We start from the raw sequence: 14,349 nt of genomic DNA, 5'->3' as shown, positions 1-14,349 counted from the left end.
TCGAGAATGCCGGAGCGCGACCAGGCCGGAAACGCTGCCTTGGCGGCGGCAATCGCCGCCTTGGCATCCTCGGCCGAGGCGCGGGCATAGTCCCCGATCACGTCGTTGGTGTCGGACGGATTGATATTGGCAACGCCATCACCGCCAACCCACTCGCCGGCAATCAGGTTCTGGTGCAATGTCATGGGCCTCGGCCTCCTTCATCTTCTTTTCGCTGGGAGCCATTGTGCGCGGCCTGCCGCTGGCGTACCAGATATATCAGAGTTGATGTATGGCGACCGGTTCGTCGGCGGCGATTGCGAGCGGGTTGCGCAAGGGAAGGCCGAACTCGGCTGCCTCGATCTCGAAGACATCTCCCACTTCCGTGCGAATGCCGTCGCCGAAGGACAGCGTTGCCGTGCCGAACATGTGCACGTGGACGTCGCCCGGCTGGCGAAACAGGCCGTATTTGAAGTGGTGGTGTTCGAGGTTGGCAAAGCTGTGCGACATGTTGGCTTCGCCCGACAGGAACGGCTTTTCCCAAAGGACCTTGCCGCCACGCAGAATGCGCGAGGTGCCTCTGATGTCCTCAGGCGCTGCACCAACACGGATTTCCGGTCCAAAGCTCGCCTGGCGCAGCTTCGAGTGAGCTAGCCAGAGATAGTTGACCCGCTCGGTCTTGTGGTCGGAAAACTCGTTGGCAACGGCAAAGCCGATGCGGAACGGCACACCCTTGTCGGAAATGACATAGATGCCGGCCATCTCCGGCTCCTCGCCGCCGTCCTCGGCAAAGGCCGGAGAGACGAGCGCCGAACCGGGCGCCACAGCCGAGGTGCCGTTGCCCTTGTAGAACCATTCCGGCTGCACGCCGGTTTCACCTGGCTGCGGTTTGCCGCCTTCGAGCCCCATGCGGAACATCCTCATCGAGTCGGTCAGCGTCTCCTCTGCCGCCTCGGTGGTCTTCTTGTGCATGGCGTCGCGGGTTGCGGCAGAGCCCAGATGCGTCAGCCCGGTTCCGGTCAGATGCAGGTGCGCCGGATCGGGATGGGTGATCGGCGGCAGGAGACGGCCTTCGGCATAGGCCTTTTCGAGATCGACCACCGCACCAAGACCCTTGGCCTCGATCGTGTCCCTGAGGCTGCGCCCGGCATTGGCCGCTTCCATCGCCAGCGCATAGACGCTCATCGCGCCGTTGACCGCACGGGCCGCTTCACCCGGCGCGCGCACCGCGACCGTTGTCGATCCGTCTTCGTTCCTGATCTGAGAAATCAGCACGATCCTGTCCTTCCTTGCATCTTTGGGCACCCCGCTCATGCCTGATGTCAGGCAAAACGCCGCCCCTCGGGTGGCTGTCGCCGCCCAATCCCAACAGCTTCGGCTGTCAACCCCGACAGCCGAAGCCGCCTGCTCAATGTTACTGGTTCGATCCGGGCTGTTCGGTCTCGTCAGCCCTTGTTCTTGTTGTAGACGTCGAAGAACACGGCAGCGAGCAGCACCAGACCCTTGATCAGCTGCTGGTAGTCGATGCCGATGCCCATGATCGACATGCCGTTGTTCATCACGCCCATGATGAAGGCGCCGATCACCGCGCCGGTAATCTTGCCGACGCCACCGGATGCAGATGCACCGCCGATGAAACAGGCCGCAATGACATCAAGCTCGAAGCCGACACCGGCCTTCGGCGTCGCCGAATTAAGCCGCGCGGTGATGATCATGCCGGCAAGCGCTGCGAGTACGCCCATGTTGATGAAGGTGTAGAACGTCAGCCGCTCGGTGTTGATGCCCGACAGTTTCGCCGCCTTGACGTTGCCACCCATCGCATAGATGCGGCGGCCGATCGTCGAGCGCGTGGTGATGAAGGTGTAGAGCGCAATCAGCACCGCCATGGCGATCAGCACGTTCGGCAGACCGCGATAGGTCGAAAGCTGGAAGCCGATGAACAGCGCAACGACGGCGATGACAGCCATCTGGATCGCAAAGAAGATGAAGGGCTCGTTTTCCGTACCATGCTGCTCGTTGATCCGGCGATTGCGGAAACCGGCATAGATCGCATAGGCGACCAGAGCCAACACGGCGAACAGCGCAACATAGTTCTTGATCAGGCTCGTCGCCGGATCGGAAAGCGACAGGAAGTCGGGAACGAAACCGGTCGAAAGCAGCTGGAATTCCTTCGGGAACGGACCGATCGGCCGACCGCCAAGCACGACATACGTCAACCCGCGAAACACAAGCATGCCGGCCAGCGTCACGATGAACGACGGGATCTTCTGATAGGCGACCCAGTAACCCTGCGCCGCCCCCATGATGCCGCCGACGATCAGACAGGCGGGAATGACGACGATGGCCGGCAGGCTCCATTTGACCAGCATGATCGCCGATATCGCCCCGATGAAGGCGACGATCGAGCCGACAGAAAGGTCGATATGCCCGGCGACGATGATCAAAAGCATGCCCAGCGCCATGATGACGATGAACGAGTTCTGCAGCACCAGGTTGGTGATGTTGACCGGGCGGAACAGCACGCCATTGGTGACGAACTGGAAGAACAGCATGATGACCACGAGCGCGACCAGCAGGCCGTATTCGCGGATGTTGTTCTTGAGATAGTCCCCGATCGAGGGTTTGTTCGGTTGGGTGCTCGTATCGGCGACCATTAGTGTTTCTCCCCTGAGCGCATGATGGCACGCATGATGGATTCCTGGCTCGCTTCCGCCTTCGAAAGCTCGGCGACGATGCGGCCCTCGTTCATGACGTAGATGCGATCGCAGGTTCCAAGCAGTTCCGGCATCTCCGATGAAATCATCAGGATGCCTTTGCCCTCGGCTGCAAGCTGGTTGATGATGGTGTAGATCTCATACTTCGCGCCGATATCGATACCGCGTGTCGGCTCGTCGAGGATGAGGACTTCCGGATTGGTGAACAGCCACTTCGACAGCACGACCTTCTGCTGGTTGCCGCCGGAAAGATTGACCGTTTCCTGATAGATCGAGTGCGAGCGGATGCGCAGCTTCGAACGATAGTCGGAGGCGACCTTGACCTCCTTGCGATCGTCGATGACGCCGTTTGACGCCACCGCCTTCAGGTTGGAGAGCGTCGTGTTCTCCTTGATGTTGTTGATCAGCACGAGACCCAACTGCTTGCGGTCCTCGGTGACATAGGCAAGACCTGCGTCGATGGCGCGCGGGATGGTGCTGACATCGACCGGCTTCCCGCGCATCAGCACGTCGCCGGTAATCTTGTGTCCCCAGGACTTGCCGAAGATGCTCATCGCCGTTTCGGTTCGCCCCGCCCCCATCAGGCCGGCAATGCCGACCACTTCGCCGGCGCGCACGGTGAAATTGACGTCGTGCAGGAACTGCCGGTCGCGGTGGTGCTGGTGGAAGACGTTCCAGTTCTTCACTTCCAGCAGCGTCTCGCCGATTTTGGGCTCACGCGGCGGATAGCGGTCTTCCATGGCGCGGCCGACCATGCCCTTGATGATCCGGTCTTCGCCGACATCTTCGGTCTGACAGTCGAGCGTTTCAACGGTGCCGCCATCGCGCAGGATGGTGATCTGGTCGGCGACTTTGCGGATCTCGTTCAGCTTGTGCGAGATGATGATCGAGGTCATGCCCTGCGTGCGAAACTCCATCAAGAGCTTCAACAGCGCGTCGGAATCGTTTTCGTTGAGCGAGGCGGTCGGCTCGTCCAGGATCAAGAGCCGCACCTTCTTCGACAGCGCCTTGGCGATCTCGACCAGCTGCTGCTTGCCGACGCCGATGTCGGTGATCAGCGTCGCCGGAGGCTCGCTCAGGCCCACCTTCTTCAAAAGCTCCTGCGTGCGGGCAAACGTCTGCGGCCAATGGATCACGCCATTGGTGGCGATCTCGTTGCCGAGGAAGATGTTTTCGGCGATTGACAGCAGCGGAACCAGCGCCAGTTCCTGATGGATGATGATGATGCCGAGATCTTCGCTGTCGGAAATCGTCGAAAAGCGGCGGGCCTCGCCGTCATAATGGATCTCACCCTCATAGGTACCTGCGGGATAGACACCGCTCAGTACCTTCATCAGCGTCGATTTTCCGGCGCCGTTTTCACCAACCAGCGCGTGGATCTCACCTTCGCGAACCTTGAAGCTGACATTGTCCAGCGCCTTGACGCCCGGAAACGTCTTGGTGATGCCACGCATTTCGAGAATGATATTGTCCATGTTCAGTCATTCCAGCGGCAGTCGGCGGGAGAGTACAGGCTCCCTCACCGGGATAAAAGGGTCCGCGAAGGATCGCGGACCCCCGATGCGTCATCCGATCAGTTGTTGATCTGGTCTTCAGTGTAGTAACCGGAGGAGACCAGCACGTCCTTGACGTTGGACTTGTCGACGGCGACCGGCTTCAGGAGGTAGGACGGAACGACCTTGACGCCGTTGTCGTAGGTCTTGGTGTCGTTCACTTCAGGCTCCTTGCCTTCCATGATCGCGTTGACCATGCCGACCGTGACCTTGGCGAGCTCGCGCGTGTCCTTGAAGATCGACGAATACTGTTCGCCGGCAAGGATCGACTTGACCGAAGGCAGTTCGGCGTCCTGGCCGGTGACGGCAGGCATCGCCATGTCGCCGGAGCCGTAGCCGACACCCTTCAGCGCCGAGATGATACCGATGGACAGGCCATCATAGGGCGACAGAACGCCATCGACCTTGGCGTCGGTGTAGTTGGAGGACAGCAGGTTTTCCATGCGGGCCTGCGCGACGGCACCGTCCCAGCGCAGCGTGCCGACCTGGTCCATGCCCTTCTGGCCGGACTTGACGACGATCTTGTTGCTGTCGATCAGCGGCTGCAGGACCGACATTGCGCCATCGTAGAAGAAGAAGGCGTTGTTATCATCCGGCGAACCACCGAAGAGTTCGACGTTCTTTGGCTCGGTCGCGCCGTCGAGCTTCAGGCCCTGCACCAGCGAGGTTGCCTGCTGCACGCCGACCTGGAAGTTGTCGAAGGTGGCGTAGTAGTCGACATTGCCGCTATCGCGGATCAGGCGGTCGTAGGCGATGACCTTGACGCCGGCGTCGTGGGCTTTCTGCAGGATGTCGGACAGCGTCGTGCCGTCGATGGCGCCGATGACGAGAACCTTGGCACCCTTGGTCACCATGTTTTCGATCTGGGCGAGCTGGTTTGGAATATCATCGTCGGCAAACTGCAGGTCCGGCGTGTAACCGGCTTCCTTGAATAGCTTCTCCATGGTCTCGCCATCGGAGATCCAACGGGTCGAGGTCTTCGTCGGCATGGAAATGCCGACCGTGCCTTTGTCCTGTGCGAAGGCCGGCGCAGCAAACGACGCGACAGAGATCGCGGCCGCTGCGAGAAGCGAAGTAATCAATTTCATCAGGTCTCTCCCAAAAGTGTTGAAGCCGGCAGGCCCGCAGCCTCCCCGTGCTATGCGCAGCGATCCACCAACCCGGAGATCGCGTCTCCGGCGGTGGATCCAGGTGAAGGAAAGTCCTCCCCGCCCGCATGCTCCCACATGCACTGGCACATGGGGAAAAACTGGAATCAAAAGCCATAACTGTCAAATACAATATCGCTTTGCCACCATACCATTATTGATATAATAGCAGGCAACAGTGTGATTTTTGAAACATTCTGAAAACTGGATTAGGCACAATGATGAAGGATGGAAAGCCCGGCACGACAGGGATTGCCGGCGAACAGTTCGACACCGGGCTCTTTCGCTCAGGACTGAAGATCAATCACCTCAGGCTGATCCTTGCGATCGATGATCATCGTCGCATCAGCGCTGCTGCCGAGACGCTCGGGATCTCCCAGCCCGCCGCATCGCGCATGCTGGCCGAGATCGAGACGATCCTGAAGGCGCCGATCTGCGAGCGAGTCGCGCGCGGCGTGGAGCTGACGCGCTACGGCCAGGCGCTGGCGCGGCGCGCGCGCACGATCTTTCTGGAACTGCGGGAAGCATCGCGCGAGATCAGCGAATTGAAGACCGGCAGCGGCGGCTCGGTGTCGATCGGCTCTGTGACCGGGCCGGCCCTCAATCTCGCCGTTCCGGCGATCCGCCAGGTCATTACCGCCTATCCCGGCATCGAGATCAACATCCAGATCGAAAACAGCAATGTGCTGACGCGCGAGCTGCTCGCCGCCCGCCATGACTTCGTCGTCGGCCGCATTCCGGACGATCTCAGCCCGCGGCTCTTCAACATGGTCGAGATCGGCTACGAGGAGGTCTGCCTGATCGTGCGCGACGGCCATCCCCTGCTCGATAAGCCCATCGCCGGCGCCGAAGATCTCCCCGCCTACGACTGGGTGTTCCAGCCGCCGGGAACGCTGCTTCGGCGCGCGGTCGAAGACAGCTTCATGTCCGCCGGCGTGCGCCTGCCGGCGACTGTGATCAACACCTCGTCGATCATCCTGACGCTGTCGATCGTGCGCAACACCAACGCGATTGCGCCGGTGGCGCTTGATGTCGCCAACCTGATCGCCGACAACGGCACGCCGGCCGGCGAAATCCGTATCCTGAAGACCGAGGTCCCGATCCGCATAAAACCCTACGGATTAATCACCGCCGAGGGGCGCGCGCTGCCGCCGAGCGCCAAGCTGCTCTACGACCTCATTCTCAAGCAGGGGCGAGCATGATCAATCAGGCCCCCTGATCAGCCCGGCATGATCAGGCGAACTGATCAGCCCGGCATGATCAGGCGATCTGATCAGCCCGGCATGATCAACGTTGGTTGATCAGCCTGGGATAATCTCCATCCGGCATTTTGCGCCGGGATAGCGGAGGCTCCATGTTTGGAATGTCGGTGTTTCAGTCCGTGCTCGAGCGGCTGAAGACGGAAGAAGCTGAAGAAGAGACCGCCGAGACGGAGATTTCCGCTGCGTCATGCGCGCCTTCGTTCGCGTTCGTCGCCGGCGGCGCCGATCGCGCGTCGGCTGCACGCAGCGCCGTCGAGCGCGCCTATTTCGATGCGTCTTTCGTCGAGCCTCCGCCGGTAGAGCCGATGCCGGAGTTTCTCAATCGCATCAGCCTTGCCGAAGTCGCAGAAGAACTCGCCCTTGGCGAAAGGGAGACGCTCGCGACGCTCGCTGCCAAGCGACGAAGCTTCGCCGCCACCAATCATCCGGACCGCCTGCCGCAGGACTACCGCACCAATGCGACGGTACGGATGAAACTCGCCAACATGCTCATCGACGAAGCGTCGCGCCAGTTGCAGGCAGCCTAGGTCAGGACCTAGCTCACGCGTCGTTGTCAGGTTTGGGCGCTTCGTCTTTTGACGCCACACTCTCGCCGCCCGTGGCCTTGTCGGTCGGCTTGTAGAAAAGCAGCAGAGAGGAGCCGACATAGGCGGCGATCGCCAGGGCGATGATGCTGAAGAACGGCTGGTCGTGATAGAATTCGAGTGCCGCCCAGCCGGCGCAGACCAGGAAGATCAAGATCCGGCGCCACAAGGGACGGTAAAAGGCGTGGTCCGGGTCGATGAGTTTGATCATCTTGTCCTCTGGCTGTCTTGCACTCGTGATCGGCAAAGGATTTCTTGTAGGGGAAATCGACCTGCCGCCGCAAGCCCGCGACCGCGCCGCACACTTGACGAGCGCTGCAAAAATAGAATAAAAATTCCGAAAATGATTTCATCGGCCATTTCATTCCGAACAAACGGCGCTCGGCGCCGCGCGGTCGAGAAGGTCGAGCGAGGGAGAGGAAAGCGCGCGGCATCCGCGACACATGGCCGACAACCATCTTCCAACCGATTCGCGGAATTGCCCTTCCGCGGCGCCTTTGCGCGATGAGCGCCGATCATCGCGCACCTTCCCGGTCGAGGGCCGGATTTCGAGAGAGACAGAGATGACAGTGAGATTTGGTCTTCTGGGCGCCGGACGTATCGGCAAGGTTCATGCAAAGGCCGTCAGCGGCAATCCCGATGCCGTGCTCGTCGCCGTGGCCGATGCCTTTCCGGCCGCCGCCGATGCCATCGCCAAGGCCTATGGCTGCGAGGTCCGCAGCATCGAGGCGATCGAAAATTCGGCCGATATCGACGCTGTCGTCGTCTGCACGCCGACCGACACCCATGCCGACCTGATTGAGCGTTTCGCCCGCGCCGGCAAGGCGATCTTCTGCGAGAAACCTATCGATCTCGATGTCGATCGCGTCAGGGCCTGCATGAAGGTGGTGGCCGAGACCAAGGGCAAGCTGATGGTCGGCTTCAACCGCCGCTTCGATCCGCATTTCATGGCCGTTCGCAAGGCCATCGACGCCGGCAAGATCGGCGACGTCGAAATGGTGACGATCACCTCGCGCGATCCTGGCGCGCCGCCGGTCGATTACATCAAGCGTTCGGGCGGCATCTTCCGTGACATGACGATCCATGACTTCGACATGGCGCGCTTCCTGCTCGGCGAAGAGCCGGTATCGGTCACCGCGACCGCCGCCGTTCTGGTCGACAAGGCAATCGGTGAAGCCGGCGACTACGACAGCGTTTCCGTCATCCTCCAGACCGCGTCCGGCAAGCAGGCGATCATCTCCAATTCGCGCCGCGCCACCTATGGCTACGACCAGCGCATCGAGGTGCACGGCTCCAAGGGTGTCGTCTCGGCCGAAAACCAGCGCCCGGTGTCGATCGAGATCGCCAATGGCGAAGGCTATACCCGCCCGCCGCTGCACGATTTCTTCATGACCCGCTATACCGAAGCCTATGCCAACGAGATCGAAAGCTTCATCGCCGCGATCGAAAAGGGCGCGGAAATCACCCCCTCGGGCAAGGATGGTCTGGCAGCGCTGGCGCTTGCCGACGCGGCCGTCAAGTCGGTTGTGGAAAAGCGTCAGGTCAGCGTCGGCTGACACGCAAGGCGGAGTCCGAAAGAGACGGCCGGGCGCACCGCGCTCGGCCGTCTCTTTCGGAACTATCGCTTCAGCCGTCGGCGCGCAGCGGCGCATTCGCCCATTCGCTCGCCTGCTCTTCCTGCCCCGTGCTCGGCGCGACGCCCGGCCTGCCGGTGAGGAACCCCTGGACCTGCAGGCAGCCCTCGTCGACCAGGATCTGCTTCTGCCGCTCCGTTTCCACGCCCTCAGTCACGACAGGCAGGTTGAGGCTGTTGCCGAGCGCGATGATCGCCCGCACGATTGCGTGCGCTGAAGGGTCCTTGTCGAGCACGGCGGTGAAGCTGCAATCGATCTTCAGCTTGTCGAACGGGAAGGTCTGCAGGTTGCTGAGCGAGGAATGCCCGGTGCCGAAATCATCCATGACGATGCGGACCCCATGAATTCGCAGCCGTCCGAGGGTGGCGAGAACGTCTTCGCGATTGTGCAGGAGCGCCGCCTCGGTGATCTCCAGCTCCAGCCTGCGCGGTTCGAGACCCGTGCGTCGCAGGGTGTTGAAGATCTGGTCGAACAGATTGGGAAGCAGGAACTGCACCGGCGAGATATTGACCGAAACCGGCAAAGGCTCGTTCCATTTCGCCGCCTCCCTGCAGGCCTGCTCCAGCACCCACTCGCCGATCTGGATGATCGAACCGCTTTGCTCGGCGATCGGGATGAAGACATCGGGACTGATCAGGCCACGTTCCGGATGCATCCAGCGCAAGAGCGCCTCGTAGCCCAGGATCCGGTCGCCGCGTAGATCGACGAGCGGTTGATACTCAAGGAAGAGCTGCCGGCGCAGCACGGCGTGACGCAGGTCGTTTTCGATCTGTCGGCGCGTGCGCACCGCCTCGTCCATCTCCGTATCGAAGAAGCAGGCAATCCCCTTGCCCGATTGCTTGGCGCGGTAGAGGGCCGTGTCGGCATTGTTGCGCAGCCGGTCGGCGGTGTCGCCATCGGTCGGGTAGATTGCAGCACCGATGCTGACGCCGACCGCCGTCGGATCGCGGTTCGTATCCATCTCCGCGGCAAAATACGTCAGGATGCGATCCGATAAGTGACGCGCCGCCTCCGGCTGTAAGCCTCCCACCTGAAGAATGGCAAATTCGTCACCGCCCAGCCGGGCGACGGTATCCCCCTCGCCGGTCGCCTTGCGCAGGATGTCGGCAACCTTCATGAGAATGCGATCGCCCTCGCCATGACCAAAGATATCGTTGACCGCCTTGAAGCGATCGAGATCAAGACAAAGGATCGCAAGCTGCTCATTCTTCGCCGCCGCAGCCGCCATGGCCTGGGCGAGGCGACGGTCGAAAAAACCGCGATTGGGAAGATCGGTCAGCGCATCGTGATGCGCCAGATGCTCGATGGTGCGTTCGGCCTCCTTGCGCGCGCTGAGGTCGCGCACGAAGATCACTTCGCATTCGCGCCCGCGGTATTCGATGGTCCGGCACATGAACTCGACGGGTACGGACTGGCCGACCGTATTGACCAGATCGATCTCCGCCGGGCCGTCGCCTCGACGCTGGCGCGCCAATCCCTCCGTGCCGAAGGCAAAAATCTCCGCCGGATCTCTGCCGACGAGTTCGGAGACCTTCCACCCCGCCAGACGCGCAAAACGCTCGTTGGCGTCGATGATGCAGCCCTCGTGCACGATGGCCATGCCTTCCAGTGACGCATTGGCAAGTCCACGCAGATCGGTCAGATGGCGGTCGACGAACAAGGCGCCGAAAGCCAGGATGATCAACATGGTCGAGGCAGCAATGACCCCGCCGGCAAGCCAGGCGGGATGGATGACATCGGCCGTCGGAATATCCGGCGCCGGCACCAGCGTGACACCGCTCATTGCCGTGAAGTGCAGGACGCAGATGGCAACGACGAGCAGCAGGGTCGAGACGACGAGCCGGCGGGTATTGCCCAGCACATGAAACGCATGAAGCGCAGCGATCGACAGCAAGGTGCCGACGACGATGGCGAAAACCGTGAACCTTGCGTCGTGGACAACGTGTCCCGGCATCTCGAGCGCCTGCATGCCGGTAAAATGCATAGCGGCAATGCCGATGCCCAGTATGACACCGCTTGATGCCAGTGCGTAATGCGAGCGCGCACCAAGCCCGACCGTGAAAGCAACCCACGCCGCCGAGATCGCGAGTACGATCGACAGCGTCGTTCCCCAGGCGCCGTAGGAAACCGTCATCCCGCCATCATAGGCAAGCATGGCAATGAAATGGGTCGACCAGACGCCGATACCGCAGGCAAAACCACTGGCCGCGGTCCAGAGGCCGCGCTGGTTGCCTTCGCTTCGCTGCGCACGCAACAGCAACAGCATGGTCGCGACGCAACCGGCCAGGCAAACCACGGCGGCCACCAGAACCAGGCGCCAATCGTGGTCATCGCGTATGCATGCAATCACTGAAAACATGACCGTCTCCCGCGTCAACGATACCTTGACAAGGAGTCGCTAAATAACTGTAAATTGTATTACTATGATTGCTCGCCTTCGGCACAACCCCAAAAATGGTTGAAAGCTCGCACAATCGAGGCAATGGCCCTTTCAGGCCTGCCCGGCGGCCGCGATATCGCCGTCGATCACGCCCAAGGCACGCTCCAGATGTCCGTCGAAAACGAGCCGCTGCTCGTCGAGCACGACCGATATTTCCGGCGCTCCCTGAAGCCGGAGCTGGAGCGACTGGGACACGCCCTCCTCCAACCCGCCGCGCAGCAGATCGAAATAGCGTGTGCCGGGACCGGTGACATAGATCGGCATGCGCTCGTAAAGACTGAGCATGCGCGAGATGCCGTTGCCGAGCGCGAGGCCGGCCTGGCGAAAGGCGTAGCCGGCCATTCGATGGCCCTGGCGCGCATTCGCTGCAATCTTGTCCATCTCGGCGATCGGCACGAACTTGGCCGGGATCGTGTCGGGCGGCACTTCGAAGGCTGCCCGCAGGATGCCGTAGAACCCGGCCGCCGCCTCTATGCAGCCATAGGCGCCGCATCGGCACAGTCCCGCCGACGGCGCATGCAGCATGTGCCCGAAATTCGGCGCCGTCACGTCGATCTCGCCGAACCTGCCCTTGCGGGCAACCCCGAGGCCAATGCTGTGGCCGAGCGAGATGGCGGCGAGCGACCGGAAGCCGCCCTCCGGCGCGCGCTCCGCTTCGGCCGCCAGCGCCTGCGCCACCAGCAGCGTCTCGTTGTTGAGCATCACCTTCGCCCGCCAGCCCGGCGCAAGCAGCGCGGCAAAGTCGAGTTGCTCGCTGCCGAAGACGGGAGACCAGAGCAGCCGTGCCGCGCCGGTATCCGCGTCGACCAGCCCTTTGCTGCTGATGGAGACGGCAAGCACCCGATCGCGCGTCAGGCGCGAGCGTTGCAGCAAGCGCTCCAGCGCATCGACAAATGTTTGCGCGAAGGCGGCAGTGCCGCGCTGGTCGTGATTGCGGCTCTCCTCGAAGCGGTCGAGCAGCGTGCCGCCATAGTCTGTCAGCGAATATTGCACGACATCCGACGAGATGCGCGCGACGATGACATAGCCGCAGTCGCGGCGCGGCGTGAACAGCACGCGCGGGCGACCCCGCCCGCCCTGCACATGCTGCTCCGCCTTGGCGATCACGCCTGCCCGCTCGAGCTCGGCGGTGATCGCCGAAACCGTCGCCGACGCCAGCCCGGTGGCGGCAGAAATTTCGGTATGGGAGAGATTTCGGGCGCGCCTCAGCGCGGCAAGAACCAGAGTGCTGTTCTGCTGACGCACGAGCTCAGTGCTGGACTTGGTCAGCATCATACGTCCTTGCCGGTGGCGGATCCTTCGAACACATGCCCTCCCAAAGCATCTGTTGAACGGCGAGGCAAGGCGCGGACGGCCTTGTCGACAGCCTTGCCAATCTCTGCCACTGATTTTCTCGACTGTCGAGAAATAATCCACAAGCTATTTCGGGCGCCGAGGAACGGCGATGCCCCTGCTCGGCGTCGGCCGGGAAGGTAGTGACCAGGGGTGAACGGCACGGCAGCCGGTCAAGATCCGTTGAGGCAGCAGGCAAAGCATCCGGCGCCCGACACAGGTTTGGTGACTGTGACCGTTGAAATCACATAACAATCCCCCACCCAACCGTGACAAGGATCGTCGACGCTCTCGTGAAACCCGATTGGAAACACGGGGAAAGGATGTGTCGCGGTGTCGAACGCTGCCGATTTGGCCGTGTTGACAGCCCCCGGATTCTCTGACATTCATTTTCTCGACTGTCGAGAAAATAAAACCGGACGATGTTACGGTGGCATTTCGACAGCGTTGCAAGGCTGGTCGAGGATGGTGCGGGAGGTTCGCACGCTCAGCCGGCCGCCACTCGGGAGGATGAAATGAAATCCGTTTTGAAGCTGATGGCAGGGGCTGCCATCATCGCGTCGATGCATTCCGCCGCCATCGCCAAGGACCTGGTGGTCGGCGTTTCCTGGTCCAACTTCCAGGAAGAGCGTTGGAAAACCGACGAAGCCGCCATCAAGGCAGCACTTGAGGCATCCGGCGACAAATACATTTCCGCAGACGCCCAGTCTTCCGCTGCCAAGCAGCTGACCGACATCGAGGCACTGATCGCCCAGGGCGCCAACGCTCTGATCGTGCTTGCCCAGGACAGCGACGCCATCGCCCCGGCCATCGAAAAGGCGGCCGCCGAAGGTATTCCTGTTGTCGGCTACGACCGCCTGATCGAAAATCCGGCCGCCTTCTACATCACCTTCGACAACAAGGAAGTGGGCCGCATGCAGGCTCGCGAAGTGTTCAAGGTCAAGCCGGAAGGCAACTATGTCTTCATCAAGGGCTCGTCTGCCGACCCGAACGCCGACTTCCTCTTCTCCGGACAGATGGAAGTGCTGAAGGAAGCCGTCGACGCCGGCAAGATCAAGAATGTCGGGGAAGCCTACACCGACGGCTGGAAGCCGGAAAATGCCCAGAAGAACATGGAGCAGTTCCTGACCGCCAACGACAACAAGGTCGACGCGGTCGTCGCCTCCAACGACGGCACCGCCGGTGGCGCGGTCGCAGCCCTCGACGCCCAGGGGCTGGCCGGTTCTGTTCCGGTTTCCGGCCAGGACGCCGACAAGGCAGCCCTCAACCGCGTAGCACTCGGCACCCAGACCGTTTCGGTCTGGAAGGACTCGCGTGAACTCGGCAAGCGCGCGGCTGAAATCGCCGCCGAACTTGCCGGCGGCAAGAAGATGGAAGAAATCGCCGGCGTGATGGCCTTCAATGGCGGCCCCAAGGGCGTCGCCATGCAGTCGGTCTTCCTCGCACCGCTTCCGATCACCAAGGACAACCTGAACGTCGTCATCGACGCCGGCTGGATCTCCAAGGACGAAGCTTGCCAGGGCGTCAACGGCGACGTCGCTGCGTGCAAGTAAGCCGCCCGGACAGGGTTGAGCTCTAACCTTCGAAAAGCGCCGCAACGCACGCCGTTGCGGCGCTTGCGCAAGGTGTGACTGGGGCGGACAATGCCTGCTGCATAATCCCTTAAATCGGAACCGATTTAAGGAGAAGGTCACGCAGCAGGC

12 protein-coding genes are annotated in these 14,349 nt (G+C 61.7%); 4 read left to right on the top strand and 8 right to left on the bottom strand.

Features of this window, described 5'->3' with window-relative positions; genetic code table 11:
* From BC363_RS16345 to chvE, 5 genes are all read right to left on the bottom strand, one after another.
* A partial coding sequence (locus tag BC363_RS16345; protein ID WP_141690341.1) for an aldehyde dehydrogenase family protein occupies positions 1 to 185 on the bottom strand: 185 nt, incomplete at its 3' end.
* 73 nt (positions 186 to 258) lie between these two features.
* A complete protein-coding gene (gene araD1 / locus BC363_RS16340; RefSeq protein WP_065783139.1) occupies positions 259 to 1,254 on the bottom strand; it encodes an AraD1 family protein in 996 nt (331 codons plus the stop codon).
* A gap of 170 nt (positions 1,255 to 1,424) precedes the next feature.
* Entirely contained in the window at positions 1,425 to 2,633 is a 1,209-nt protein-coding gene (gene mmsB, locus BC363_RS16335; protein ID WP_065783055.1) for a multiple monosaccharide ABC transporter permease, read from the bottom strand.
* Positions 2,633 to 4,168 carry a multiple monosaccharide ABC transporter ATP-binding protein gene (gene mmsA, locus BC363_RS16330; protein ID WP_065783056.1) on the bottom strand — a complete coding sequence of 512 codons (1,536 nt, stop codon included), beginning with the start codon at positions 4,166 to 4,168 and terminating at the stop codon, positions 2,633 to 2,635. Before mmsA ends, mmsB begins: the two co-directional genes overlap by 1 nt.
* Before the next feature lie 98 nt (positions 4,169 to 4,266).
* Positions 4,267 to 5,334: a multiple monosaccharide ABC transporter substrate-binding protein gene (gene chvE / locus BC363_RS16325; protein ID WP_065783057.1), complete on the bottom strand. Its 1,068-nt coding sequence runs from the start codon at positions 5,332 to 5,334 to the stop codon at positions 4,267 to 4,269.
* A 281-nt stretch (positions 5,335 to 5,615) separates the two neighbouring features.
* On the opposite strand from chvE, the gene BC363_RS16320 reads away from it, so the two are divergent.
* Positions 5,616 to 6,596: a LysR family transcriptional regulator gene (locus BC363_RS16320; protein WP_141690344.1), complete on the top strand. Its 981-nt coding sequence runs from the start codon at positions 5,616 to 5,618 to the stop codon at positions 6,594 to 6,596.
* Between the two features lie 152 nt (positions 6,597 to 6,748).
* On the top strand, positions 6,749 to 7,183 hold the full coding sequence (locus BC363_RS16315) for a hypothetical protein (protein ID WP_065783059.1): 435 nt from the start codon (positions 6,749 to 6,751) through the stop codon (positions 7,181 to 7,183).
* Positions 7,184 to 7,196: 13 nt separating this feature from the next.
* On the opposite strand, the gene BC363_RS16310 is transcribed toward BC363_RS16315, so the two are convergent.
* On the bottom strand, positions 7,197 to 7,451 hold the full coding sequence (locus BC363_RS16310; protein WP_065783060.1) for a hypothetical protein: 255 nt from the start codon (positions 7,449 to 7,451) through the stop codon (positions 7,197 to 7,199).
* 352 nt (positions 7,452 to 7,803) lie between these two features.
* On the opposite strand from BC363_RS16310, the gene iolG reads away from it, so the two are divergent.
* Positions 7,804 to 8,796, top strand: a complete 993-nt coding sequence (gene iolG, locus BC363_RS16305) for an inositol 2-dehydrogenase (RefSeq protein ID WP_065783140.1) — start codon at positions 7,804 to 7,806, stop codon at positions 8,794 to 8,796.
* Positions 8,797 to 8,866: 70 nt separating this feature from the next.
* Here iolG and BC363_RS16300 read toward each other — a convergent pair whose 3' ends face one another.
* The gene (locus tag BC363_RS16300; RefSeq protein ID WP_065783061.1) at positions 8,867 to 11,233 is read right to left on the bottom strand and encodes an EAL domain-containing protein; all 2,367 of its coding nucleotides are present in this window, start codon (positions 11,231 to 11,233) and stop codon (positions 8,867 to 8,869) included.
* A 132-nt stretch (positions 11,234 to 11,365) separates the two neighbouring features.
* Positions 11,366 to 12,586 (bottom strand): ROK family transcriptional regulator, encoded by a 1,221-nt coding sequence (locus BC363_RS16295; RefSeq protein WP_065783141.1) that lies wholly within the window; start codon positions 12,584 to 12,586, stop codon positions 11,366 to 11,368.
* Positions 12,587 to 13,161: 575 nt separating this feature from the next.
* On the opposite strand from BC363_RS16295, the gene xylF reads away from it, so the two are divergent.
* Positions 13,162 to 14,199: a D-xylose ABC transporter substrate-binding protein gene (gene xylF / locus BC363_RS16290; protein ID WP_065783062.1), complete on the top strand. Its 1,038-nt coding sequence runs from the start codon at positions 13,162 to 13,164 to the stop codon at positions 14,197 to 14,199.
* The last annotated feature ends 150 nt before the right edge of the window (positions 14,200 to 14,349 follow it).

Origin of the sequence: Ensifer sp. LC384, from assembly GCF_001695865.1 — a bacterium.
GTDB lineage: Bacteria > Pseudomonadota > Alphaproteobacteria > Rhizobiales > Rhizobiaceae > Ensifer.
Note: the sequence above shows the minus strand (reverse complement) of the source record. Positions and strands in the feature narration are given on the sequence as shown.